Source organism: Eisenbergiella massiliensis, from assembly GCF_003435485.1.
This window is the reverse complement of record NZ_QVLV01000003.1, coordinates 349,962-374,291: the sequence shown is the minus strand read 5'-3', so window position 1 is coordinate 374,291 and position 24,330 is coordinate 349,962. Positions and strand designations below refer to the sequence as shown.

The following is a 24,330-nucleotide window of genomic DNA, read 5'->3' as shown; positions in this document are numbered from 1 at the left end:
GGAGGGAAAATGAAAAAAGACAGAAATAAAAACGGGTCCGGGAAAAAATCAGGGAAGGGCCTGAAAATAGCGGGAGCGGTTTTAATTGTCTTTATTCCGGTACAGCTTTTTGTCATGGGCTGGTTTGGAGGACTTGGCCCTTTTAAGGGAATGAAGGATGTGCGTATGGGGAAACATCCGGGGAATGCGCCGGAATATGATTTTGATAAAATTTCCGCATTGGAAAACAGCCCGCTTGCCGGGAAACAGGTTTGTATTCTCGGTTCCTCCGTAGTTTATGGTTCTGCCTCCGGAGAAAATGCGGTGGGAGAATATCTGTCGGCGCGGCTGGGCTTCGATTTGACCAAGGAAGCGGTAAGCGGCACAACATTGGTGGATATCGGTGAAAAATCTTATATCAGCCGACTGAAAAACAGGATTGATCCGAATACGGATTTTGACTTGTTTATCTGTCAGCTTTCCACAAATGACGCTACAGGAAAGCGTCCGCTTGGCAAAATCAGCGACAATACCAGCCTGGAAGAGTTCGATACTTCCACAGTGACGGGGGCGCTGGAATATATTATCTGTTATGCGCAGCAGACCTGGGGGTGTCCGGTAGTATTTTTTACCGGAAGCCGTTATGACAGCATAGCCTATGAAGCCATGGTTGAGAGGCTGACGGAGCTAAAGGATAAATATGACATATGCGTACTTGATTTGTGGCACAGCGACACCTTCAACGCCCTTACGGAGGAGCAGCGGAAAATCTATATGGTGGATAATATCCATCCCAGCAAAGCAGGCTATCGTGACTGGTGGGGCCCTGAACTGGAGAAACAGCTGCTTGCATATCTGAATCGAGAGGAAGAAAAATGAGGGCAGTACATTTGCAGACGGAGTACTTAACCGAGCCGGTGGGAATCGATATCGTCAAGCCAAGATTTTACTGGAACTGTACGGGAGGTATATCTCAAAGCGCCTATCAGATCACCGTGAAAAAGGAGGAGGAAGTCCTGTGGGACAGCGGAAAAGTCCAAAGCTCTTCCATGACTCATATTTTATATGAAGGAAGGCCTTTAAAAAGCCGGGAGCGTCTTATATGGACCGTGATTGTGTGGGATGAAAACGGCCTTCCGGGGGAACCCTCCGAAAGCTTTTTTGAAATGGGCCTGCTGGAGCCGGGGGACTGGAAAGCCAGCTGGATCGCCGGGGATGTGGCGTTAAAAAAGCACAAAAGATATCCGGCGGACTGTTTCTGCAAGACCTTCCGCCTGTCTAAGCAGGTGAAACGTGCAAGGCTGTATATCACGGCGTGCGGGCTTTATGAAGCCATGCTGAACGGAAACCGGGTAGGGGAATTTGCATTGGCGCCGGGGTGCACGGACTACAGGAAGCGGCTGCAGTATCAGACCTATGACGTCACCGGCCTGCTGGCCGGGGACAACCGGCTGGAGGTGCAGCTGGCAGACGGCTGGTACAGAGGATCTGTGGGATGCTTTGGGCCGACTAACCTCTTTGGCCGACAGACGAAATTACTGTGTCAGCTGGAGGTTTATTATGCGGACGGCGACAGTGAGAGAATCTGTTCGGACGGAAGCTTCCACTGGTCCAATGACGGTCCTGTCCGTTTTGCAGATCTGAAGGACGGGGAAATCTACGATGCGTCTTGCCGTCCTTCCTATTCAGGGCTGGCGGTAGTTGTAAGGGAAGATAAAAATCTGACCGCCTCCAACAATGTCATTCCGAAGGAAAAGGAGCATTTCAAAGCGAAGTTGATCCTCTCGCCCTCGGGGCAGAAAATTCTGGATTTCGGACAGAATATTGCCGGATTTCCCGCTTTTCGCATCAGGGGAAGGAAAGGGCAGCAGCTTCGGCTGCTTTTCGGAGAAATTTTAGATGAAAAGGGCGAATTTACCCAGAAAAACATGCAGCAGTATAAGCCGGTAAAGGAATTTGGCAAAGTGCAGGAAATCAAACTGATTCTGGGCATGGCGGAAAAAATGTACCGGAAGAATCCTGAAAAAATGCAGCCGACGCCGAAACAGGAAATACTGTTCACCTGCTCCGGAGGAGAGGATTTTTATAAGACAAGGTTTGCGGTGTTCGGCTTCCGGTATGCGCTCATTGAGACGGATGCAAAATTTCAGGCGGAGGATTTTGAAGCCATAGCCGTCTATTCCGATATGGAACGGACCGGTACCTTTGCATGCTCCAATGACCTGGTCAACCGCTTCTTTGAAAATACGGTCTGGAGCATGAAGGGCAATTTCCTGGATATTCCCACTGACTGCCCCACCAGGGAACGGCTTGGCTGGACGGGGGATGCGCAGGTCTTCTTTAATACGGGGGCCTATATAATGAACACAGCCCCTTTTTTCCGGAAATGGATGCGGGACATGGAGGATGGGGAATTGCCTGACGGCGTAGTCCCTTCGGTGGTTCCCTATGCCGGGTTTGAGATGATGTACAATACTACGGGGGGAAGCGTGGGATGGGCGGACGCGGCTGTGTTCCTGCCCTATCGTTACTGGAAACGGTACGGCGACCGAAGGATACTGGAACAGACCTATGCCATGGCGAGGGATTATGCGATGTTTGCGATAGGGAATACCGGCTTTGCGGATAAGAAAAAGACAAAGGAAGCGCCCTATAACAAATATGTCTATGAAAAGGGCAGACATCTGGGAGAATGGCTGGAGCCGGAAGAATTTCAAGAAAAAATAGGGGCCGGGAGTCAGTTAAAACAGATTGAAACGGCTACCGCGTATTTTTCCCACACGATGAAGCTGATGGCGGAGATTGCAGAGGAGCTGGGACGCAAGGAGGATCAGGCGCTTTTCGCGGAGTATGCCGAAGGAAGCAGGCGGGCTTATCAGGAGATGTTTTTCTCAGAAGGAGCGCCGGACACGGACAGACAGGCGAAGCTGGTGCGCCCCCTGGCCCTTGGGCTGCTGGAGGAAAGTCAGAAAAAGGCTGCCCAAAAAAGGCTGGCCAGGGCAGTGGAAAACCGTCAGTACCGGATAGGGACGGGGTTCCTGTCAACGCCCTTTATTCTTCCTGTGCTTACAGAGGCAGGGTATGCAAAGCTGGCATATAAAATGCTGGAAAACAGGCAGGCGCCCGGATGGCTGTATGAGGTGGAACAGGGGGCTACCACAGTCTGGGAGGACTGGGAGGGCACCGTCAGCCATAATCATTATTCTCCCAGTGCGGTATGCCAGTGGCTGTTTGATACGGCGGCCGGCATCAGGGTGGAGGGGGAAAACCATTTTGTGCTGGCGCCGGTTCCCGGCGGAAGCCTGACATGGGCCAAAAGCTCTTACCATAGTATCTATGGGAAGGTGAAAAGCCAATGGGTGAAGGACGGGGAGCAGATATGCTGTACATTTGAAATCCCGGCGAATACAACGGCAGAGATCGTGCTGCCGGACGGACAGCATTATGAAGCGGCTGCGGGCACCTGTTCTTATTCTTATACGATACCGAAAGGAAATGAGTCATGAGAGACGGATATGGCTTCGATGCGCAGACAGAGGATGGGAAAAAGCAGGCGGTAAATCCCTACCTGCCAGGCTATGAATATGTGCCGGACGGAGAACCGCGGGTATTTGGGGACAGGGTGTATATCTTTGGAAGCCATGATACGTTCGGAGGCAGTAATTTCTGCACCGGGGATTATGTCTGCTGGTCTGCGCCGGTCCACAGCCTCGGAGACTGGAGCTATGAGGGTGTTATCTACAGCCGGCTGCAGGATCCGCTCAACGCCGGGGGAAAGATGTATATGTGCGCCCCGGACGTACAGAAGGGACCGGATGGGAGATATTACCTGTATTATGAATATGACCGCGCGGTAATTACATCTGTTGCGGTCTGCGACACTCCGGCGGGAAAGTATGAGTTTTACGGATATGTGAGACGCCCGGACGGGACCGCATACGGCTCGTTGGCAGGAGATGTGAACAACTTTGATCCGGGAATCTTCGTGGATGATAACGGGAGAATTTACCTGTATACCGGTTTCGCACCCGGTGACGGCTGGATGAAAAAGGTAATGCAGCTGCGAGGGCGCCGGATTGACGGCGCTTACTGTATTGAATTGGAAAGCGATATGCTTACCATGAAGACAGAGCCCGTACTGATCGCTCCGGGCGCGGACTTGGCTGCGGGCACTTCTTTCAGGGAGCATCCGTTTTTTGAAGCAAGCAGCATGAGGAAGATAAATGGCAAATATTATTATGTATATTCCTCCGTATTAAGCCATGAACTGTGCTATGCAATAAGCGACAGGCCGGATGAGGGCTTTGTTTTTGGAGGAACGCTTATCAGTATCGGGGATTTGGGACTGCATGGGAACCGGATACCTGTCAATTACCTGGGAAATACCCATGGCGGCATGGCGGAGATTCTGGGACAGTGGTATATCTTTTATCACAGGCAGACGAACAAACAGAAATGTGCCAGGCAAGGGTGTGCGGAAAAGCTGACGATCAGGGAGGATGGCAGTATAGAGCAGGCGGAAATGACCAGCTGCGGTCTGAATCCCGGGCCGCTTATTGCGAAAGGAACCTATGAAGCCAGGATTGCCTGCAATCTGGGTTATAAGGAGCCTGCTTTTGCATACCTGAAGGTCAGGGAAAAGGATAAAAAGCATCCCTTTTTTACGCAGAGCGGTACGGACAGGGAGGACAATCCGGATCAGTACATCGCCAATATGAGGGACGGAGCCTGGGCAGGCTGCAAGTACTTCAGCTTTGAAGGGGAAACCAGGATTTCCGTAAAAATAAGAGGAAAGGCAAAGGGCGTGCTGGAAATTTCCACAGCGCGCAACGGCGCGCCTGTGGCAGCGCTGCCTGTCCGGGTGGAAGAGACGGAAGCCTGGCAGAGCGTGTGCGGCGCTATGGAAAAGCTTACAGGAACTTATGCCTTGTTCTTCAGATACTGCGGAAACGGAGCAATTGATTTTAAAGAATTTACGATAGGATAAGGGCAGAGGGGATTGCCTGGCGGCATAAGAATAACAAATCAATTAACAGATAGGAGAGATATAAGATGAGAAAAATGAATACGATCGTAACAAAAGAAAATGCAAAGGAGCTCAGGCTTCAGGCAATGGAAGAAGTAAAAGCAAATCCGTCGGATACAAAAGAAGGGAAAATCATGGATATGCTTATTACCGCATGGGGAGAATGGCAGCCTGACTATGAAGGCTGGGTAAAGTGGTCTGACGGACTGTATACGGCAGATTCCACGATTAACGCCATTGGCGGGGAGCAGAGGTTTCGGGATTATCAGGCCAGCATGAAAGAACAGCGAGATGCCTGTGCTATGGAGATGGGACCTATTATGCAGATTATCGTGGAAGGAAATGTGGCCGCACTGGTGTATCATATGTATCTGACTCCTAAAGCAGCAATTGCCCCTACTTTTGATATGCTTGTTACGGAGTACAATACCGTGGAAGAAAGGGATGGGAAACTGATGGTTACCCATTTGGATCTGTATACGGACGGCGGCGGGCTGAATAATTGAAGGTTTACATCAGATGGAACGGAAGCTGTCCCAAATAAATTAAGCGGAAGAATAGGGGCAGAAATGTTCCGTGACAGTTATTTATAAAGAAAATGTATAAATAACCAGAGAAAAGACGAGAGTGTGGTTTTATTCTCTGGTTATTTGTATTGTATTATAGGTTGTATAGACGAAGCAATTTTTTTTATCCGGTAGAAAAATCTTTAACTGAACAACTTTCTGTTTATCAGAAATATCATTAAGTTTCTGCAGCATCTCCTTTACATCTATTCCAAGAATTTTATAACAATAGACTAACTCATAATCTGTTACGATGCGGGAATTATTTTCAATTTTACTTATTATTTGTTGGTCTATATTTATATTAATTCCGTTGGAGGAAATGCCACCTTTCTTCTGAATATACCGCCTACCAGGGAAGGGATTTTCCATGAAAATGATGTGAAACGGCTGGAAGAAATGGGAGATTACCTGAAGGCGGTGTTTGCCCGTAATCTATTGGAAGAAGCCGGGATATGCGTTGACAGCTGGGAAGAGGGATACGATATTGAAGCGGTTAGAAGAGATAATTATGAGCAGTTCTTTAAGACGGAAGATGGAATCAGAAGTGCGGATATTAAAGTTTCTTTTCCCCATCCGGTCAGTGTTTCCCATGTGGTGTTGAAAGAAAACATCCGTATGAGTCAGAGAATAGAAGGTTTTGAAATTATGGATGATAAAGGGCATGTTTTGTATCAGGGGAGCACAGTGGGATATAAAAAGATTGCCGTATTTCCCAGGACAGCGGTTAAGGAACTGCACATACATATTACCGATGCCCGGGTATGTCCTACGCTGGCATTCCTGGGAATTTATTAGTTGATGCATGAAAGCATTTATAATATTAGCATATATCAATTAGTTTTTTATGGTATATTTGTGGGCCGGGAACGGGCAATATTACGGCTGATTTAATTCCTGAGGGATAGCTGATATTGCTTGGGAGACATTCCGGTCTGCAGGGAAAACGTTCTGGAGAAATTTGAATAATTGTGGAAGCCGGCGGCATAGCAGGCTTCGCAGAGACGATAACCTTTTCGCAGGTATTCCTGCGAAAGGGCTATTTTTTTTGCCAGAATGTATTGTTGGAGCGAAATACCGGCAATTTTTTTGAAACAACGGTTTAAATAGCTGCTGTTATGATGCAATGCGTCGGCCAGCTGCTGGACGGAAAAGGTATCCTCAGTCAGGTGGTTTTCGATATAGGCAAAGGTCTCGTTAATCAGGGCAGGCATAATCTGCCTGAAGTGGGAAATATTACTATTCGGGTTGTATTGATTTATCTTTACAAGGAGTTGTTTACTAAGGGCTTCCAGTAAAATATCACTGCCAAAAGCGCTGGAGTGCTGGGCATCCTCCATTGCACGGGTGAGGGAAAGAAAATGTGCAAGCTCTTCGCTGTCCAGATGGACAAAGTTAATTTCGGTGGGTGCTACCCGATTAAAAATAGAGTCGAGGTCTGTCTGTCCGCTGGAAAATCCAGGAATAATATGACTTCGAAAGTTAATTACTACCCTGCAATAGGGCGCGTCGTCAAGAGGATGGACGTGATGGAATGCGTGGGGAAGAATAAAGAACAGATCTCCGCGTTTCATTTCTTTCGCAGAAGTTTCCGTATAGAAGCAGGCATTCCCTTCCAGCATCAGAAAAATTTCATATCCATCATGATTGTGAAAGGTCATGGTATAATCGACCGAAATGGAGGCATCTTTATACTGGCAATCAATATCAGTGCCTAAAGTCAACAGTATTTTTCGAAATTCAGACGGCATATTTTGCAACTCTTTTCTTTAAGATATTTCATTATATCACAAAATGCACAAAAAGTCGAATTTCGCAAAAAAATAAGTCATAAATTTGGTATTAAACGAAGTCTGTACCATGATAAGATACAAACAAATTTAAGGACGGAAAGAAACAAGGAGGAGAAAACATGCAAAAGAAACGAGCAGGGAATTGCCGGATGGGCTCTGAAAACCATCTGCTGGTACGGATCTGGAACTGCAGATGGTTATATGTAATGCTTTTGCCGGTATTGCTTTATTACATCATATTTAAGTATGTACCGATGTATGGCATCACCATGGCATTTAAGGATTACAACGTATTTAAAGGTGTATTTGAAAGCCCGTGGTGTGGTTTTGATGTATTTCAGAAAATTTTTGATAATAAAAATTTCTGGTTGGTGGTACGGAATACATTGAGTCTAAACCTGTTGACGCTGGCGGTCAGCTTTCCGCTGACGATTGTCGTATCCCTGATGCTCAATGAAATCATGAGTGCAAAATTCAAGAAGGTGACACAGTCCATTCTATATTTGCCGCACTTTGTTTCCTGGGTTGTAGTTGCCGGAATTGCGACCAACCTGTTTTCACAGCAGGGTGGAACTGTTAACCATATTTTAAACATGTTGGGAGCTTCCTCAATTCCATTCTTGAGCGACGAAGGATGGTGGATATTTACATATGTCATTTGTAATGTGTGGAAGGAAATCGGCTGGGGGACAATTATTTATCTGGCGGCGCTTACCGGAGTAGATGAATCTCTTTATGAAGCTGCTTATCTGGATGGCGCTACCAAATTCCAGAGACTGATTTACATTACGCTTCCATCCATCAAATCAGTAATCGTGACAATGTTGATTTTACAGATTTCCAAAATGATGACTATCGGCCTGGATGCGCCGCTGCTGTTAGGCAATAACAAAGTAATAAATGTGGCGGAGGTAATAAGTACTTATACTTACCGGTTAGGTATTGAAAGCGCAAAATACAGCGAATCGACAGCAATAGGCCTGTTCCAGTCTGTTATCAATATTATCATACTGTTTGCAGCGGATAAATTTGCGAAAGCAATCGGTGAAGAAGGAATTATTTAGGGAGGATGGGAATGAAAAAGAAAAAAAGAATTACTATTGGTGTGTTTTTTAACTATCTGATACTGACTATAATTACTTTTTGCTGTCTGTATCCTTTCCTTAATGTTATTGCGTATTCCTTCAGCGGGTACAATGCAGTATTAAGTGGAAAAGTAACTTTTTACCCGATTGATTTTACATTGGATGCTTATAAGGAAATTCTTAAAAGATCACAGATATGGCTGGCGATGAGAACGACGGTTGTAGTGACAATCATGGGAACGGCGTTGAGCCTGTTGCTGACTGTGTGCGCGGCTTATGCCCTGTCCCGGGATTATCTGCCGGGAAGGAAGCTGTTTACCGGATTCATCCTGTTTACCATGTACTTTGGTGGAGGTATGATTCCTACTTTTTTGGTAGTGAAGCAGGTGGGATTATATGACAGTATAGGAGCCTTGTTCATTCCGCAGGCAGTGAATGTATTTAACTTCATTGTTATGAGAACATTTTTCAGAGAGCTTCCCAGAGAGCTTGAGGAGGCAGCGCGAATTGACGGCGCATCTGACATACAGACATTGATTAAAATTATCTTGCCGCTGTCTTTACCTATTATTGCAACGATTGGATTGTTTTATGCGGTTGGGTATTGGAATGGTTACTTTGATGCATTGCTCTATATTCAGAACCCGGATAAATATACGTTACAGCTGCGCTTGAGAAGTCTGCTTTTCGGTGATGAGCTGAATAACTCTGCAAATTTGGAGGGTGTGGGGACACAGGTTATGACACAGTCCCTGAAAATGGCAACAGTTGCGGTATCTACAATTCCGATACTTATCGTTTATCCCTGGCTTCAGAAATATTTCGTCAAAGGTGTCATGGTCGGATCGGTTAAGGGATAAGAAAGGCGGCAGAAACGGATGATGTTATATACGGATAACTCCAGAGGACGCAATGGTGCCAAGGATCCTGCAGTTGTAAAGTTTCATGAAAAATACCTGCTTTATTATTCTATTATGCCTCCGCTTGGTGATGCAGGGCAAGGGTGGGATATCGGAATAGCGGAAAGTACAGATCTGGAAAACTGGACGAAAATCGGAGAGCTTGGGCGTGTTGGTAAGACGGAAGAAAAAGGAATCTGTGCACCAGGAGCCTTGATATATGGTGGGAGGGTGCACCTGTTTTATCAGACCTACGGACAGTTTGAAAAGGATTCCATTTGCCATGCATGGTCTGAGGATGGTGTACATTTTATCAGGAATGCTACGAATCCTATTGTGCAGGCGCAGGGAGACTGGAACAATAAAAGAGCAATTGATGCGGATGTTGCAGTTTTTCAAGAGCAATTATTTTTATATTTTGCAACCAGGGATCCGGAAGGAAAGATACAGATGCAGGGCGTAACCAAAGCGCCGCTTGACGGGAAATTTGAGCGTTCAAGCTGGCAGCAGTGCTGCACCGAAGCTATATTGAGACCGACGCTTGAATGGGAGCAGGATTGTATTGAGGCCGCGGCCGCGCTGGTCCGAGAGGAAAAAATGTACTTGTTTTATGCAGGGGCATATAATAACAGCCCACAGCAGATTGGTGTGGCAGTCAGTGAGGATGGCATCCATTTTGAACGCCTGATGGAGGAACCGCTGCTTGAAAATGGGAAACCGGGTAGTTGGAATGAGTCTGAATCGGGACACCCGTATATTTTTGAGGATGAGGATAAAAGAGTATACCTTTTTTATCAGGGAAATAACGATGGTGGCGCTTCCTGGTATTTGTCCAGAGTAGAAGTCGGTTTTACTAATGGAAAGCCATATATTATGAAATAGAAGCATAACTGCTTTTATAAGGATATGAAAAAAGAATGATTGAAAAGGAAGGAAAACATGATGAGAGGAAATTTAAAAAAATGGATGGCGCTGATGCTTTCGACAACAATGCTTGCAGCCTGTATGACAGGATGCGGCAGCGAAGAAAAGGAGGCTGCATCAAAGAATGAGCCTGCCAAAGAAGAGGCTGCTGTAGAAAACACAGAGGTGGCAGAAGAAGCCAGCGGTTATCAGACAACCTATGGTTCCAAGCAGTTTGATGATGTGACCATTAAGGTAGAACTATGGGATCGCAGCAATGCGCCGGAAGGCTCCACAATTACTGACAATAAATGGGTGGATTATGTGAATCAGGAAATGGGAAAGGTGGGAATTAAGGTTGAGTTTGTACCGGTTCCCAGAAGTGATGAAATGTCCAAGATGCAGACAATGGTAGCATCTCAGACGGCGCCTGATATTACCATTACATATTCCTATGCGACTGCAGAAGATTATTTTAAACAGGGTGGAATCTGGAATCTGGCTCCCTTCATTGATGGAGAGGATCAGGCAAAGAATATAAAGGAATATATCGGAAAGGACGTACTTGATATTGCAAGGACTCCGGATAATGAATTATATGGCATTGTGGCCCGAAGAGCAACTACGGCAGCATGTAATATGTATTTAAGAAAAGACTGGCTGGATAAGCTGGGACTTGCCATACCCACCACACCAGATGAATTGTATCACGTGATTGATCAGATGGTAAATAACAATCCGGATGGAATGAAAGAGGTAATCGGACTGGAACCCTGGATGTTTTATAATCTGCGTATTGCATTTTCCCAGGTCACAGAAGATCCGTTAATGTCCAGGGTTGCCAGTGGTGCTGATTATATTACGGAATATGCGGATCCGGGAAGCAAGGAATATTATAGGTTTCTGAACAAAGCTTATAACAACGGTTTGATGCATAAAGAGTATTTTGCTCTGAATGAAGACCAGTTTAAAAGTTATATTGTAACCGGTGCATTAGCATGCTTTGAAGCAAATGTAAACTTCGCTGCTGATCCGGTCAGGGGAAATCTGGTAAAAACATTGCAGGATAATGTTCCAGGTGCAGAATTGATATCTCTGCCTGCATTAAAGAATCCGAATGATGGCAAACAGTATAGCAGCGGGTATTGCCCTGGCGGCCTGATTGCTTTCTGTCCTCTGACAGCTGATGAAGAAACGGTTGAGGCCTGCATGACATATCTTGATTGGATGTGCACAAAAGAAGGCGGTTTTGCAATTTATCATGGTTTTGAGGGAGAACACTTTGAATATAATGAAGACGGGGTTCCGATTGCAAAGGATGTTGCGTATAATGCGAAAGATAAAGACTGGCTCCGTCAGGATCTGTTCCTGACAGGAAATTCAGGATATTTTGCAACAGCGGAAGAGTTTAATGCAAGCCAGGCTGCAGAAGCTCCCGGATTTGAGGAATTTGTGACGCAAAGCTTTGAAAATTCATTAAGTGGGACAGTGATTAATGCAGAGGCCTATTCTTCCCCTTCTACCAGTGAATTGACGACAGATCTGGGGCTGGTAAGAGATGAGTATAAGGTTTCCTGTGTAACCTGTCCGGAAGACGAATTTGAAGCAACCTATGCAGAATATATGTCCGAGCTTGAGAAAGCAGGAATTCAGAAAATTATTGATGAAAGAATTGAGTATTTCTCTTCTATGGAATAAAAGGGCTTGGTTGTCGAAAGTTTGAGGGAGGAGCAGAGACATGTAGGTGTGGCTCTGCTCCTTTTTGAAAAAAGGGGATTAGGAACATGAAAAAAGTAAAACTCGGTATCATAGGAATCGGCGGTATGGGAAGCGGCCATGCCAAAAACATCGTTGCTGGAAAAGTGTCGGAATTAGAACTGACTGCTGTGGCGGATCTCCGGGATAGCAGAAGAATATGGGCAAAGGAAAATCTGCCGCAGGAAGTCCGTATTTTTGACGATGCGGAAAGCCTGATTTCTTCCGGATGCTGTGAGGCGGTGTTGATTGCAACACCCCACTATGAGCATCCGCGCATTACGATTCTGGCATTGGAAAACGGGCTGCATGTATTATGTGAGAAACCAGCAGGCGTGTATACGAAACAGGTACGTGAAATGAATGAAGCGGCAGCAGCGTCCAATAAGACGTTTGCAATTATGTTTAACCAGCGGACCAATTGTGTGTATCGTAAGATGAAGGAAATCGTGGATAGCGGCAAGATGGGGCAGATTAAGCGTGTGAACTGGATTATTACAAATTGGTATCGAACACAGGCTTACTATGATTCCGGAAGCTGGCGTGCCACCTGGGATGGAGAAGGGGGTGGGGTACTCTTGAACCAATGCCCGCATAATTTGGATCTGCTGCAGTGGATTTGTGGTTTGCCGGTGAAGGTGCGGGCATTCTGCCATAACGGAAAATGGCATGACATCGAGGTAGAGGATGATGTGACTGCATATCTGGAATTTGAAAATGGGGCGACCGGTGTATTTGTGACATCTACGGCGGATGCACCGGGAAAAAATCGGTTTGAAATTTTGTTGGAAAAAGGATGCCTTCTGTGCGAGGATGAAAAACTTACCTGTTATGAGCTGGATGTCAATGAACGGGAACATTGTTTTAGCGCGAAGGAAGGATTTGCAACACCATCCGGTCATGAGGCAGAGATAGAAACAGATGGGCAAAATCCCCAGCATATGGGGGTGATGCGGGCGTTTGCAGCACATATCCTGCATGGAGAGCCTTTGGTTGCTGCAGGAGAAGAAGGGATTAGAGGCCTGATGCTGTCTAACGCCATGCATTTGTCAAGTTGGACGGAATCCACAGTACAGATTCCTTTTGATGAAGAACGTTTTCTGGAACAGCTCAATGAAAGAAGGGCATCATCGAGAATAAAGAAAAATGTTGTTGAAGCGACATTTGATACAGAAGGTACTTACGGGTCAAAAATTAGGGAATAAGAGAATTTATGATGGAGGAAACATAGAAATGAAAAACTTTAAAATACTGAAAAACTGTATTATCAGTGGGTTTGCGGATGAAATTGATAAAAGTGTGGATAATCAGATTGCACTGTTAAAGGAATTAAAGATAAGTCATGTGGAATTTCGAAGCGGAGATGGAAAAGGGATTGCAGAGTTTACCATTGAAGAGGCGAAGTCAGTGAAGGAGAAGCTGGATCAGAACGGCATCAGGATTTCCGCGCTGGGTTCCCCCATAGGAAAGATTGGGATTCTGGATGATTTCGAACCACATTTTGAGGTCTTCCAGCATGTCTGTGAACTGGCAAAAATTATGGGAACCGACCGTATTCGGATGTTCAGCTTTTATCTTCCTGAAGAGGGCGAGCCTGCTCAATACCGGGAGGAAGTGTTGCGCCGAATGAGGAGGATGGCAGAATATGCAGCAGCGAAAAATCTGATATTACAGCATGAAAATGAAAAGGGAATTTACGGGGATAATGCAGCAAGGTGTTTGGACCTGATGGAGGAATTTTATGGTCCGGCATTCCAGTGTACGTTTGATTTCGCCAACTTTGTACAGTGCAGGCAGGATACGTTGGAGGCCTATGATATGCTAAAACCATATATTTCTTATATCCATGTAAAGGATGCTATGTGGGAAGATGGCATGGTAGTTCCGGCAGGAATGGGAGATGGACATGTGGCGGAAATTTTAGAAAAACTGGATCAAAACGGGTATCAGGGTTTTTTGAGTCTGGAACCGCACCTTGCGGATTTCGCCGGGTTTAAGGGGCTGGAACAGTTATCGAAAGCAAAAGGGCGAAGCGACGGTGCGTCAGCTTTCTGTCAGGCATACGCTGCACTGGTGGGGCTATTGGAGAATGCTATATAGATATATTTTCATAATTGGAACGGAAAGTTTAGCTGATTAAAAATAAGGAGTAAATGATGGAGTATATTAAAGGTAAGGGAGCGGAAAAAAAGTGCGACAATATAAAAATGTTCCATACCCATCATGCACCCGTAGGAGCGTGGGCCAGCCTGACATTTGGCTCTCCGCAAAAAGGCGTGAGTATTGACTTCCAGGAACCAAATGTAAAGGACTCGGGAACTTTATTGTTTGGAATGGCAAATGAGGACGAGGTATACACAATTGGATTTACGGAGAGAAAGGACACAACAGAAGAAAAAAGAACCGGGGATAGAGAAGAGATAAAGACAAAAGGAGTTTATGAATCCTGGAATTTGTATCCGACAGAAGATATCAGGAGAACCCTGACGCCGTCAATGGACAGATATGAAGCTGGGAAGCTTTCGCTGACAGTTCATACGCCGTATGATGCATTGCCGGACCCGGAAGACGGTCAGATACCGGCGGCCTGTTGTCTGCCTGGGATTATTATGGATCTTATGGTAGACAATATTGCGGGGAAAAAGGACACTATGGCCTTTTTTGGATTTGTTTTTCGGGAACCAAAGAAAATATATGCTTCCCGGGAAGCAGGCCTTTGCAGTTTAAGCTACAGGGATGAGTGGATGTTTGCAGCACAGGATCAAGAGGATGTATTTTTGATACAGGGTGGGGATGCGCTGGAAAAGCTGAAAAAATGCGAAGAGGCTGTCCACCAGAATGGTCCGGCGGTGATTGGAATGCGAGTCCCGGCGGGCGAGGCCAAAATGCTTACGGTTGCCTGGACAGTATATACATGTAATGGGAGCAATGGCTTTATGCCAATGACGTATTATTACAGGAATTATTATGGAGACTTAAGGAAAGCTGCTATAGGAGTACTGGATTATGCTCCATTGATTAGGGAAATAAGTAAAAAAACGGATAAACAAATCAGGAGTTTGCATTGGGATCAGAATCGTTTCATGTTATTCTGTCAGGCGGTTCGTGCATACTATGCATCTTCACAACTCTTGCAGGATGAAAACGGCTGTATTCACTGGAATACTTGTGAGGGAGCTTATCTTTGGAGAAACACCCTGGATTTATGTGCTGATCATCTCATATGGGAATTGAAGAGGAATCCCTGGGTGGTCAGATCTATGATGGAAGACTTTATCAGGCATTATTCTTATAGGGATAAGGTAGTTTTTCCTGGGAAAAAGGAAGAGTTTGAAGGTGGCCTTAGCTTTACGCATGATATGGGATGCTATTTTTCATATTCTGAATACGGTTACAGTGCATATGAACGGGAAAATGATTCCAGAAGCGGATTTTACTTTTATATGACGACGGAACAACTGCTGAACGGGATATATTGTATTATATCCTATTGTTTGTATACCGGCGACATTATATGGCTGGATAAGTTTCCGGGACTATTGTCTGAATTAATGAGCAGTTTGGAAAACCGTGATGCGCCAACGGCAGAAGAACGAAATGGGATATTAAAGGCTGTTTCCGTGCGAAGCGGAAAATGCAGGATGGAAAGCACGACCTATGATTCTCTGGACTATGCGTTGAGGGAAGCTTCAGGAAGTTTATACCTATTTATTAAATCATGGTGCTCCCTGGTTTTATTAAAGCATTGTGCTCAACAAATGGGTGATATGGATGTAGCAGCGCGGGCGGAAACAATGCTCAGCAAATGCCGGGAATCTGAGAAAATGTTTGAATCCGGGGAAAATACCTGGATGCGTGCAAATCTTTATACCGATGTGCAAAGTGCCGTGTCAGCCGTTACGGAACCGCTGGCGCTTCCCTATATGTTGGGGATACTGACAAAACAGGAAGAGCCTGTGCTCTTTGAAATATTGTATTCACACAGTATTGCGTGTTTGCAGGATGGTATCTGTATTGATCATGAAACAGGAGGGCTGCGCCTTTCCAGCAGCAGTAATATTACATGGACATCGAAGACTGTATTGACGTTGTATGCTATGGAAACGGTTTTAGGTCTGAGCCTCCCGGAATCCCTTTCGGAGGAATTGATTAAATGGGCACAAGTCAGTGCGCGTGACACAACAATTTCAGATCAGATCCTTAGTGACACGCGTGCGGTTATCGGAGGTATGTATTATCCCCGTATTGTAGCATCTTCCATATGGGTGGAAGTTCAGCCAAAGGCGGAGCGGAAGGATTAACAGGGAGGGATTCGGATTAAAATGAAGTTTGAATTTACAGCCAGAAAAAGAGGAGACGGAGAAGAATATTTTCCTATAAAAGAGCATGGCCTCATGGTGGGGATACAGGAAAAGGGCGGAAACGGTACCCCGGATAATCCGATTTTATTTATTGTAAAATAACAAACACCAACCAAGCTGGATGGTAAGAGGAGATCATTTATCACACCCTGTTGTGAGGGTATTTCAGAATGGAAGATTTTTTGGTTTTCCGCAAGCCCGTATTTTATCAGACAGCAGGAAAAGAAAGTGCAGTGGGCCGCCGGAGAAGATGGGAAGTCTATCCAGCACAGCGGATTTACGTGTTCAATACAGGATGGATATATAGGATATACACTTGGATATATGGAAAGACAACCGGGATATCTGTTTTTCAGCTCTTCAATAATAGTAAGAATCAATTCAGAAACATAAAAAAATAATATACATATATTGACAATCGTAGAAATATTATGAAACGATAGTATGGCTTGCAGCCAGAGCCTTGAACTACCCGGTTTTTAGGGACAATAACTCCTGAAAATGATAGAATATACATGTTGTTTTCAACTATATACATTTATATTAATATTTAGTTGAAGTAAAATAAAAATGGTATAGATGTAGGAGACTGTTTTGATGAAGGAGAAAAATGAAATGGAGAATTTCCATGCTGAATGGGCGGCCTGCCTGTTGGAAGGATTAGAAAATAATTGTCCGGCAGAAATACGTCAGGCCTGTTTGGAGAAATGTGCCTGCTTCCATTACAGGGTTAATAATATGGATTGCCTGTTGGAGAAATATGTTGGAGATTTAGTTGGTTTTACCGATTTCCTACAGAGGGAGTATGGATGGATTATCCAAATAGATAATAACAATAAAAGAATCATGGTTGATGAAAATAAGGACTTCTGTGTATGTCCGATAACAGCAGCAACTCATGGTAAAGTATCCACGATACTTTGCGATTGTTCAGCCCATTATGCCAGTAAAATGTTCTCCAGGGTTTTAGAAAAAGAAGTAGGTGCTAAAGTTAAACGCTCTTTTTTGAGGGATGGACTCTCCTGTATTTATGAGATTGTAATTGAATAAATTTTAGGCAGTACTGTTCTATTCATTATAATAGTTATTGACAGCTGCAGGGAAAAAAGAGATGGGAACCCGCAAAATTGCGTGGTTTTCACCTCTTTTTATTTTGTAAGCAGAAATTTTACAAATGCCTGTTCTATATGTAATAAAGGTAAAGGAAAAGTTCCGTACTATAAGACATAATTTGTGCGCACAATTGATTAGAAAGAACTGTAAAAACAAAAAAATATACTGTTTACCGTGTGAGAATCTATGAAAACGCCGCTCAATGATTACTTTTTTCTAAAGTTAATTGACAAGTATCTGAATCCGGACTATACTAAACTAATCCGAAATCGGACACATATGAAAGGAGCAAAAATATGGATACATTGAAAAAACAGATAATGGAAATTAATCAGCTTTGTAATGAGAGCGACGGGCTATATCATGATATTGCTCAAAGCTATGGGCTTTCAGACAGTATATATTGGATTTTATATATTCTGTATTATAATGACTGTCCTGTTTCGCAAACAGAGCTGTGCAGTAACTGGTATTACTCAAAGCAGACCGTCAATTCTTCGATTTCAGCCATGACGAAAAAAGGATGGATTATGCTGGAGACTGTTCCGAAAACGCGGAATCGAAAAAATATTGTTCTTACAGAAGCCGGCCGTATTTTTTGCGCTAAAGTCATAGGGGAAACTTATGAGGTGGAAAAGGCCGCCTTCTCGAGAATTACAGAAGAAGAAAGAGAACTGTTTTTATTGTTATTCAGAAAAACAAATAAATATATGCGGGAGGAATACGAGAAAAGATATTCTTCGTCACAAGAGTAGTTTCTTCCGTATCATGTGAGACAGTGGAAAGGACTGAAAATATGAAAAAGAAAGAGAATAAATCCAATACATTCTTTTGGATTGCAGGAGCCGCTTTTCTGTTATGTTTGGTTATGTTTCTGAAAAAGAAAAATTATATTGTCATAAAACCCAGAAAAACTGAGTGATTGAAGCCTATAGGAAGGGATAGACATTCCTGCGATTATTCCGTATCTTGCAGAACTTGTAGAATTTCGGCAGAAAGGTTAGAAAATATGGCAATTCAGTTATCAGACCATTTTAACTATAAAAGACTATTAAAGTTTGTATTTCCATCCATTATTATGATGGTGTTTACCTCTGTATATGGAGTGGTGGACGGTTTATTTGTGTCTAATTATGTTGGAAAGACTGCTTTTGCGACAATTAATCTTATTATGCCAATGGATATGATTTTCGGCGGCGTTGGATTTATGCTTGGAACAGGCGGCAGCGCCCTGGTGGCAAAGACGCTTGGGGAACAGGACACTGACAGGGCCAATCGTTATTTTTCCATGATAATCTGGGTTACAGTGATTGTGGGAGCCGTCCTTTCCGTTATCGGAATTGCCGTTATACGCCCGGTTTCAATTTTGCTGGGGGCAGATGAAGGGATGCTTCCTGACTGTGTACTTTATGGCAGTATTATGATGGGATTTACTATTACTTTTATGTTCCAAAATGCATTCCAGGCATTTTTAATCACGGCAGAAAGGCCGAATTTGGGTCTGGCCGCGACGATTGCGGCAGGAATATCAAATATGGTACTGGACGCTTTATTTTTCGCTGTTTTTGACTGGGGCGTTGCAGGGGCGGCGGTTGCCACAGGACTAAGTCAGTGTGTGGGAGGGGTTATTCCGCTGATTTATTTCCTGCGGCCCAATACCAGCCTTTTGCGACTGAAGCGGACGAAGCTGGAAATAAGGCCGATCATCAATGCGTGTGCAAATGGAGCCTCGGAGATGGTATCCAGCGTTACCTCCTCTGTGGTGGGAATCCTATATAATCTTCAATTACTCCAATATGCTGGAGAGAACGGCGTTGCTTCCTACGGGGTTCTTATGTATGTTCAGTTTGTTTTTGCCGCAATTTTCCTTGGATATTCCATGGGGAGCGCTCCGATTATAAGCTATCATTATGGAGCGGAAAAACATGGGGAATTGAAAAACCTGTTTCAAAAAAGTGTTGTTTTGATGGGAACAATTGGAGGCGGTATGGTGGTGGCTGCCCAGCTTTTTGCAGTACCGCTTTCCAGGCTTTTTGTAGGGTATGATGCAACGCTGTTTGAAATGACGGTCCATGCGATTAGGATAGCAGGTGTTTCCTTCCTGATTATGGGATTCAATATTTTTGCATCAGCCTTTTTTACCGCTCTTAATAACGGCGGTGTATCAGCGGTGATCTCTTTCCTGCGGACATTTGTTTTTAAACTTGCAGCCGTGCTGCTCCTGCCGCTTCTTTTGGGACTGGAAGGTATCTGGTGGGCAGAAGTGACGGCGGAGATTTCCGCATTTGTACTGTCGCTTATTTTCCTGTTTATTAATCGGAAGAAATATCATTATGTAATCATGTATAATTTCTTCAGTTATCCACAAAAACCAGCCACTAGATATAGATAACAGCCTTTTTGCCATACGATATCTTGATATGTCGGTGGATAATGTGGATAACTTTGTGGATAGCGTGGGGAAACGTTGGGGACAAATATGTGTTAAGACGACATCTGCGTGCTGAAGCTGTCGTCTTTTTCTATAAAGAAATCTGCGCAGATTATTTATAATGGAAGCATAGAAAAAAAGAAGGAGTGAATGGGGATGGAATATTATACGGAAGTAAAATTAATGGGGGATGCATATGGCGCAGGTTTTTCCAATGGATTGACCATGTGCGGAAGCCAGTCGGCGGCGGCCTTCCGCAAAGTGGAAGATATGGGCCCGGATGCTGTGTACGACGATGACAGGCAGCATCGCATTGTGCTTCATAAAAAAGCGGCGGGTCAGGCTGTGGAAGTAAGTACGGAATTTATAAATGACAGCGCTGAAGCCGTTACTTTGGAAATGCTGTCATCATTTGCGATCAGGGGGATCAACGCAGACAGGATACACAGGCTGCAGTCTTTTTGGAGTGCGGAAGGAAAACTGAGGACGGAATCCATAGAAGAACTGCATTTGGAACCATCATGGAACCGTTGTGGGATGAGAGTGGAAAAATTCGGAAATGTTGGTTCCATGCCGGTGCGTAAATATTTCCCGTTTCTGGTTGTGGAAGACAGCAAAAAACAGGAATTTTTAGGCATTCAGTTATATTGCCCTTCCTCCTGGCAAATCGAAATATTATGTAAGGATGATGATACGCTTACCATAGTAGGCGGGATTGCGGACAGGGATTTTGGCCACTGGATGAAAAAATTAAGTCCCGGAGAAAAGTTTGTGACTCCCAAAGCCGTAATTGCCGGGGGAAATACATTATATGAAGTATGCGATAAGCTTGTTAAGGCGCAGAAGCCTGCAATATCGGATGTCGATAAAAAAATGGGAATTGCTTTTAATGAGTATTGTACCACATGGGGAAATCCGAGTTACGATAATATAAAAAAGATATGTGATAAGCTGAAAGGAAAAGGAATCCAATATCTTGTCATTGATGCGGGCTGGTATGGAAAAGGCCAGGGCTGGTGGAACAGTATGGGAGACTGGAGTGTCAATGAGGATAAATTTCCCGGAGGGCTGAAAAAGATTGCGGATTACATACGTTCCTGCGGGATGATTCCGGGGTTATGGTTTGAAATGGAATCCGTAGGCGCCAATTCGGAGCATTATGAGGATAAGGAGCATCTGCTTTTAAAGGATGAAGTACCGTTAACCGTAGGGGAACGCCGCTTCTGGGATATGGAAGATGAATGGGTGATCAATTATCTTGGCGGTAAAGTGATTAAGCTGTTAAAGGAATGCGGGTTTGGTTATCTGAAGGTGGACTATAATGATACGATTGGCATGGGATGTGACGGGCCGGAGAGCCTGGGAGAAAATCTTCGGAAAAAAGTACAGGCAACACAAGAATTCTTCAGGAAAATAAAAGCAGAGATACCGGAAATAGTTATAGAAAACTGTTCCAGCGGAGGCCACAGGTTAGAGCCCTCCATGATGGAACTGGTATCCCAGGCAAGCTTTTCCGATGCGCATGAAACGTTGGCGATTCCTCTTATCGCTGCCAATATGCATAGAGTGATACGTCCGGAACAGAGCCAGATATGGGCGGTTTTGCATGCAGGGGACAGTGACAACAGAATTTTTTATTCTATTGCCAGTACTTTCCTGGGAAGGATGTGCCTGAGCGGTGACATTTACGACTTATCAGAGGCACAGTGGAAGCTCGTAGAGCAGGGAATGGATTTTTATGGGATGGCTTCGGAAATTATCCGCAGTGGCGTCACGGTAAGATGTGAATACAGTACTACACAGTATAATCATCCAACGGGTTCACAATTGGTTATCAGACAGCTTGGCAGCCGTTGCCTGGCAGTTCTGCATCGTTTTGAAAACTCAGAGGCTGCAGACCTGGAGTTCCTGAAGGGAGGCAGGGTGATCGCGGAGTATGGAAGGGTTGAGGAAGATTTTAGTGCAAAAGCTTGGATATATGAAATTGATCAATGAAATATAATATTTTTCTGGACGACAGTCCGGTTCGTGTGCCGGGCACAATACTTAGCGCCTATGAAATCTGGGCGGAGGAGGGGGACGGACGCTGGGAAAAGGTCTGGGAAGAGACGGAAAATTACCAGCAGATGCGTCGTATTCCGTTGAACAGGACCTTGAAGCGTCTGAAATTCATTCCAAAGCATCCTGGGGAAGCAGGACTGCCAGGCTGTATGCGATGGAACTTATTAAAAAAAGGCGCCTAATCCGTTTTCCCGCCCACATACCTCATCAAATCCCCGACAGGCAGCGGCTTGCTGTAGTAATAGCCCTGATAAAGGCTGCAGCCCAGCTTCGCCAGCATATCGCGCTGCTCCTTTGTCTCAACATATTCTGCCAGGACGCGCAGGTTAAGGCTCTCGGTCATTCGTATAATGCCTGAAATAATTTCACCGGAACGCTCATTGCCCGGAAGCTGGGACACCAGCTTGCCATCCAGCTTGACTTCATTAAAAATGCCTTCCTGCAGATACAGGATGGAATTGTGCCCCATGCCGAAATCGTCCAGGCTGAAGTTCACGCCTTTGCTTTGCAGGCTGTTCATTTCCGCCATCAGGGAATCGGAAATCACCATGGCGGACCGTTCCGTAATTTCCAGAACAAGGTGTACCCGCTCCAGATGATAGCTTTTGAATACATCACAGGCTTCAGAAAAAAAGCCGTTTTCTTCCATTTGCTTTGCAGAAATGTTGACGGACAGGAACAGATCATTTTTTAAAAAGGGTTCCAGGGCGCGGGCGTCCCGGCAGGCCAGGTGCAGAAGATAGCTGCTCAGTTCATTTAAAAAGCCGCCTTCATAAGCCAGCATACATACCACGGGAGGGGCGATGTATCCGGTGACCGGATGTTTCCAGCGAAGCAAAGCTTCAATTCCGTGCAGCTTTCCGTCCGCATTGATCTGCGGCTGATAGAAATACTCCACCTGGCCGCGTCTTATCGCGTTTTTCAGATCAAGGGAAAGCGTTTTGGCATAATAGTTATAAGGATATTTGGGGCTGAGAAATACGGGAAGGACGCCGCTTTTTTCACCGTCAGCCATATCCTGTTCCATACGCAGTACAATCCTCTGGAATTCAGCGGTTTCTTTTTTCTCGCTCCGCCTGATAAACGGGATATAAATCAAAATCCCAATCAGCAGATTGACAAGCTGCAGAAAGCTTCCGGCAATGGAACCGGTCGCCTTGTAGCCGCTAAAAAGAAACGGAACCGTCCAGTCTACGGACTGGCTTACAACAGGTACAAGTCCGGAGGCAGTGGCAAGAAAGCTGACAAGGGTCAGGACAACGGGCGTCAGGATAAAAGGGGCCGCCATAGTGAAATTGAAAATAATCGGGAAACCGAACACGGCGATTTCACTGATATTGAAAACAGCGGAGGGCAGCGCAACATATGCGATTTTCCGGTTATGGCTTTTACGTGAGACAAGGCATAACGCAATAACGAAGCTCAGGGCGCAGCCGCAGCCTCCCAGGAACACGAAGGTATCCAGAAAGGTTTTGGAAAAAATCTCCGTGGGTGCGCTTCCGGCCAGCAACAGTGCCTGATTGGCAGTTACATTAGGCTCAAACAGCCGCCTGGAAACAGCCTCCAGCGTGTTCGTCCCATGGATGCCGAAAAACCAGAGAGTATGTGTAATGATCACATAAAGCAGGATTCCCAGTAAATTATCGCTGGAGTTGTCAAATATTTTGAGGAAAAGATAAGAACCGAAATTAGTGATGTTGCTGCTCCCCCAGACAGTGCGCAGCCAGTACCCTGCGACAGCAAAAAAAACAAGGTTCAGGATAACCGGGAGGAGGCTCTGGATGGACAGATTGAATAAATATTCTGCGCCCGTGGTATGCAGCCTGTCAAAGCGGCTGCTCAGCTTCAGCGCCCGGCGGAAAAGGATGCAGGAAAGCAGTGTGATGCACATGGCCGTAAACACCCATTCCGCATTGAATATATAATCCTCATGCGCCTCAAGCCCGCCGCAGAATGCCAGATAGGAACACACAGAAACAACAGGGTAAAGCAGGAATGTGTCCCTTTCGGCCAGAAGCCCATAGGAAAGGCTGATGGTAACGCACAGGATAAGAGCCAGCGATCCCAGGCTGATTTCATATAAAGTATCAAGCAGCGCAATGACCGAACCATCCAGGCATTTCTTAATAAATATCTGGTAGCTGTCATTGGGGAAATTCGTGAAAAGCAGGGAAAAAGATCCCATGATAAGAAAAGGGATAGCCAGGGTCAGCCCACGCCGGATAGACTGGGAGGCAATTGAATTACGAAAACGGGAAATAAGACGATTGGATTCCATACATGCTCCTTTCGTCAGTTTATGGAATGCAGGTATGCCATATTCAGGTATCTTTTCCTTAGTTTATAATAAAAGGATTT

The 24,330-nt window shown here is 45.0% G+C and carries 20 protein-coding genes and 1 pseudogene; 19 read left to right on the top strand and 2 right to left on the bottom strand.

Annotated features, from left to right (window positions below):
- Positions 1 to 9 precede the first annotated feature (9 nt).
- From DXC51_RS06775 to DXC51_RS06755, 6 genes and pseudogenes are all read left to right on the top strand, one after another.
- Positions 10 to 858: an SGNH/GDSL hydrolase family protein gene (locus tag DXC51_RS06775; protein ID WP_025488726.1), complete on the top strand. Its 849-nt coding sequence runs from the start codon at positions 10 to 12 to the stop codon at positions 856 to 858.
- A complete protein-coding gene (locus tag DXC51_RS06770) occupies positions 855 to 3,485 on the top strand; it encodes a family 78 glycoside hydrolase catalytic domain (protein ID WP_025488727.1) in 2,631 nt (876 codons plus the stop codon). Before DXC51_RS06775 ends, DXC51_RS06770 begins: the two co-directional genes overlap by 4 nt.
- Positions 3,482 to 4,966 carry a family 43 glycosylhydrolase gene (locus DXC51_RS06765; RefSeq protein WP_025488728.1) on the top strand — a complete coding sequence of 495 codons (1,485 nt, stop codon included), beginning with the start codon at positions 3,482 to 3,484 and terminating at the stop codon, positions 4,964 to 4,966. Before DXC51_RS06770 ends, DXC51_RS06765 begins: the two co-directional genes overlap by 4 nt.
- Before the next feature lie 65 nt (positions 4,967 to 5,031).
- Positions 5,032 to 5,511: a hypothetical protein gene (locus tag DXC51_RS06760; RefSeq protein WP_025488729.1), complete on the top strand. Its 480-nt coding sequence runs from the start codon at positions 5,032 to 5,034 to the stop codon at positions 5,509 to 5,511.
- A 345-nt stretch (positions 5,512 to 5,856) separates the two neighbouring features.
- Positions 5,857 to 5,931, top strand: a pseudogene (locus tag DXC51_RS30720) (hypothetical protein); the annotation flags it as partial.
- A 21-nt stretch (positions 5,932 to 5,952) separates the two neighbouring features.
- Entirely contained in the window at positions 5,953 to 6,369 is a 417-nt protein-coding gene (locus tag DXC51_RS06755; RefSeq protein ID WP_081745278.1) for a hypothetical protein, read from the top strand.
- 92 nt (positions 6,370 to 6,461) lie between these two features.
- On the opposite strand, the gene DXC51_RS06750 is transcribed toward DXC51_RS06755, so the two are convergent.
- Complete coding sequence (locus DXC51_RS06750; RefSeq protein WP_025488731.1) at positions 6,462 to 7,322, bottom strand: helix-turn-helix domain-containing protein; 861 nt, start codon at positions 7,320 to 7,322, stop codon at positions 6,462 to 6,464.
- A 161-nt stretch (positions 7,323 to 7,483) separates the two neighbouring features.
- On the opposite strand from DXC51_RS06750, the gene DXC51_RS06745 reads away from it, so the two are divergent.
- The 13 genes from DXC51_RS06745 (at position 7,484) to DXC51_RS06685 (ending at position 22,154) form a co-directional block, all read left to right on the top strand.
- Entirely contained in the window at positions 7,484 to 8,428 is a 945-nt protein-coding gene (locus DXC51_RS06745) for an ABC transporter permease (protein ID WP_242991319.1), read from the top strand.
- An 11-nt stretch (positions 8,429 to 8,439) separates the two neighbouring features.
- The gene (locus DXC51_RS06740) at positions 8,440 to 9,309 is read left to right on the top strand and encodes a carbohydrate ABC transporter permease (protein ID WP_044914707.1); all 870 of its coding nucleotides are present in this window, start codon (positions 8,440 to 8,442) and stop codon (positions 9,307 to 9,309) included.
- An 18-nt stretch (positions 9,310 to 9,327) separates the two neighbouring features.
- Positions 9,328 to 10,230 (top strand): family 43 glycosylhydrolase, encoded by a 903-nt coding sequence (locus DXC51_RS06735; protein ID WP_025488733.1) that lies wholly within the window; start codon positions 9,328 to 9,330, stop codon positions 10,228 to 10,230.
- A 57-nt stretch (positions 10,231 to 10,287) separates the two neighbouring features.
- Positions 10,288 to 11,949 (top strand): extracellular solute-binding protein, encoded by a 1,662-nt coding sequence (locus tag DXC51_RS06730; protein ID WP_025488734.1) that lies wholly within the window; start codon positions 10,288 to 10,290, stop codon positions 11,947 to 11,949.
- Positions 11,950 to 12,035: 86 nt separating this feature from the next.
- Positions 12,036 to 13,211: a Gfo/Idh/MocA family protein gene (locus DXC51_RS06725; RefSeq protein ID WP_025488735.1), complete on the top strand. Its 1,176-nt coding sequence runs from the start codon at positions 12,036 to 12,038 to the stop codon at positions 13,209 to 13,211.
- A gap of 28 nt (positions 13,212 to 13,239) precedes the next feature.
- Positions 13,240 to 14,106: a sugar phosphate isomerase/epimerase family protein gene (locus DXC51_RS06720; protein ID WP_044914709.1), complete on the top strand. Its 867-nt coding sequence runs from the start codon at positions 13,240 to 13,242 to the stop codon at positions 14,104 to 14,106.
- A 56-nt stretch (positions 14,107 to 14,162) separates the two neighbouring features.
- Positions 14,163 to 16,307: a glycoside hydrolase family 52 protein gene (locus DXC51_RS06715; protein WP_025488737.1), complete on the top strand. Its 2,145-nt coding sequence runs from the start codon at positions 14,163 to 14,165 to the stop codon at positions 16,305 to 16,307.
- 21 nt (positions 16,308 to 16,328) lie between these two features.
- On the top strand, positions 16,329 to 16,469 hold the full coding sequence (locus DXC51_RS29460; protein ID WP_155858144.1) for a hypothetical protein: 141 nt from the start codon (positions 16,329 to 16,331) through the stop codon (positions 16,467 to 16,469).
- 495 nt (positions 16,470 to 16,964) lie between these two features.
- On the top strand, positions 16,965 to 17,417 hold the full coding sequence (locus DXC51_RS06705; protein WP_025488739.1) for a hypothetical protein: 453 nt from the start codon (positions 16,965 to 16,967) through the stop codon (positions 17,415 to 17,417).
- Between the two features lie 359 nt (positions 17,418 to 17,776).
- On the top strand, positions 17,777 to 18,235 hold the full coding sequence (locus tag DXC51_RS06700; protein WP_021634485.1) for a MarR family winged helix-turn-helix transcriptional regulator: 459 nt from the start codon (positions 17,777 to 17,779) through the stop codon (positions 18,233 to 18,235).
- Between the two features lie 254 nt (positions 18,236 to 18,489).
- Complete coding sequence (locus DXC51_RS06695; RefSeq protein ID WP_025488740.1) at positions 18,490 to 19,872, top strand: MATE family efflux transporter; 1,383 nt, start codon at positions 18,490 to 18,492, stop codon at positions 19,870 to 19,872.
- A gap of 195 nt (positions 19,873 to 20,067) precedes the next feature.
- The gene (locus tag DXC51_RS06690; protein ID WP_025488741.1) at positions 20,068 to 21,906 is read left to right on the top strand and encodes a glycoside hydrolase family 36 protein; all 1,839 of its coding nucleotides are present in this window, start codon (positions 20,068 to 20,070) and stop codon (positions 21,904 to 21,906) included.
- The gene (locus DXC51_RS06685) at positions 21,903 to 22,154 is read left to right on the top strand and encodes a hypothetical protein (protein WP_025488742.1); all 252 of its coding nucleotides are present in this window, start codon (positions 21,903 to 21,905) and stop codon (positions 22,152 to 22,154) included. The genes DXC51_RS06690 and DXC51_RS06685 overlap by 4 nt, the downstream gene beginning before the upstream one ends.
- On the opposite strand, the gene DXC51_RS06680 is transcribed toward DXC51_RS06685, so the two are convergent.
- The gene (locus DXC51_RS06680; RefSeq protein WP_025488743.1) at positions 22,151 to 24,250 is read right to left on the bottom strand and encodes a PTS sugar transporter subunit IIC/EAL domain-containing protein; all 2,100 of its coding nucleotides are present in this window, start codon (positions 24,248 to 24,250) and stop codon (positions 22,151 to 22,153) included. The two genes, DXC51_RS06685 and DXC51_RS06680, sit on opposite strands and share 4 nt — an antisense overlap.
- Positions 24,251 to 24,330 lie beyond the last annotated feature (80 nt).

Excerpts from the sequence above, each read along its gene's own strand:
- DXC51_RS06775 (WP_025488726.1), top strand. The coding sequence starts at position 10 with ATGAAAAAAGACAGAAATAAAAACGGGTCCGGGAAAAAATCAGGGAAG.
- DXC51_RS06730 (WP_025488734.1), top strand. The coding sequence starts at position 10,288 with ATGATGAGAGGAAATTTAAAAAAATGGATGGCGCTGATGCTTTCGACA.
- DXC51_RS06705 (WP_025488739.1), top strand. The coding sequence starts at position 16,965 with ATGAAGGAGAAAAATGAAATGGAGAATTTCCATGCTGAATGGGCGGCC.
- DXC51_RS06695 (WP_025488740.1), top strand. The coding sequence starts at position 18,490 with ATGGCAATTCAGTTATCAGACCATTTTAACTATAAAAGACTATTAAAG.
- DXC51_RS06765 (WP_025488728.1), top strand. The coding sequence starts at position 3,482 with ATGAGAGACGGATATGGCTTCGATGCGCAGACAGAGGATGGGAAAAAG.
- DXC51_RS06735 (WP_025488733.1), top strand. The coding sequence starts at position 9,328 with ATGATGTTATATACGGATAACTCCAGAGGACGCAATGGTGCCAAGGAT.
- DXC51_RS06760 (WP_025488729.1), top strand. The coding sequence starts at position 5,032 with ATGAGAAAAATGAATACGATCGTAACAAAAGAAAATGCAAAGGAGCTC.
- DXC51_RS06740 (WP_044914707.1), top strand. The coding sequence starts at position 8,440 with ATGAAAAAGAAAAAAAGAATTACTATTGGTGTGTTTTTTAACTATCTG.
- DXC51_RS06750 (WP_025488731.1), bottom strand. The coding sequence starts at position 7,322 with ATGCCGTCTGAATTTCGAAAAATACTGTTGACTTTAGGCACTGATATT.
- DXC51_RS06745 (WP_242991319.1), top strand. The coding sequence starts at position 7,484 with ATGCAAAAGAAACGAGCAGGGAATTGCCGGATGGGCTCTGAAAACCAT.
- DXC51_RS06715 (WP_025488737.1), top strand. The coding sequence starts at position 14,163 with ATGGAGTATATTAAAGGTAAGGGAGCGGAAAAAAAGTGCGACAATATA.
- DXC51_RS06720 (WP_044914709.1), top strand. The coding sequence starts at position 13,240 with ATGAAAAACTTTAAAATACTGAAAAACTGTATTATCAGTGGGTTTGCG.
- DXC51_RS06770 (WP_025488727.1), top strand. The coding sequence starts at position 855 with ATGAGGGCAGTACATTTGCAGACGGAGTACTTAACCGAGCCGGTGGGA.
- DXC51_RS29460 (WP_155858144.1), top strand. The coding sequence starts at position 16,329 with ATGAAGTTTGAATTTACAGCCAGAAAAAGAGGAGACGGAGAAGAATAT.
- DXC51_RS06685 (WP_025488742.1), top strand. The coding sequence starts at position 21,903 with ATGAAATATAATATTTTTCTGGACGACAGTCCGGTTCGTGTGCCGGGC.
- DXC51_RS06725 (WP_025488735.1), top strand. The coding sequence starts at position 12,036 with ATGAAAAAAGTAAAACTCGGTATCATAGGAATCGGCGGTATGGGAAGC.
- DXC51_RS06690 (WP_025488741.1), top strand. The coding sequence starts at position 20,068 with ATGGAATATTATACGGAAGTAAAATTAATGGGGGATGCATATGGCGCA.
- DXC51_RS06680 (WP_025488743.1), bottom strand. The coding sequence starts at position 24,250 with ATGGAATCCAATCGTCTTATTTCCCGTTTTCGTAATTCAATTGCCTCC.
- DXC51_RS06700 (WP_021634485.1), top strand. The coding sequence starts at position 17,777 with ATGGATACATTGAAAAAACAGATAATGGAAATTAATCAGCTTTGTAAT.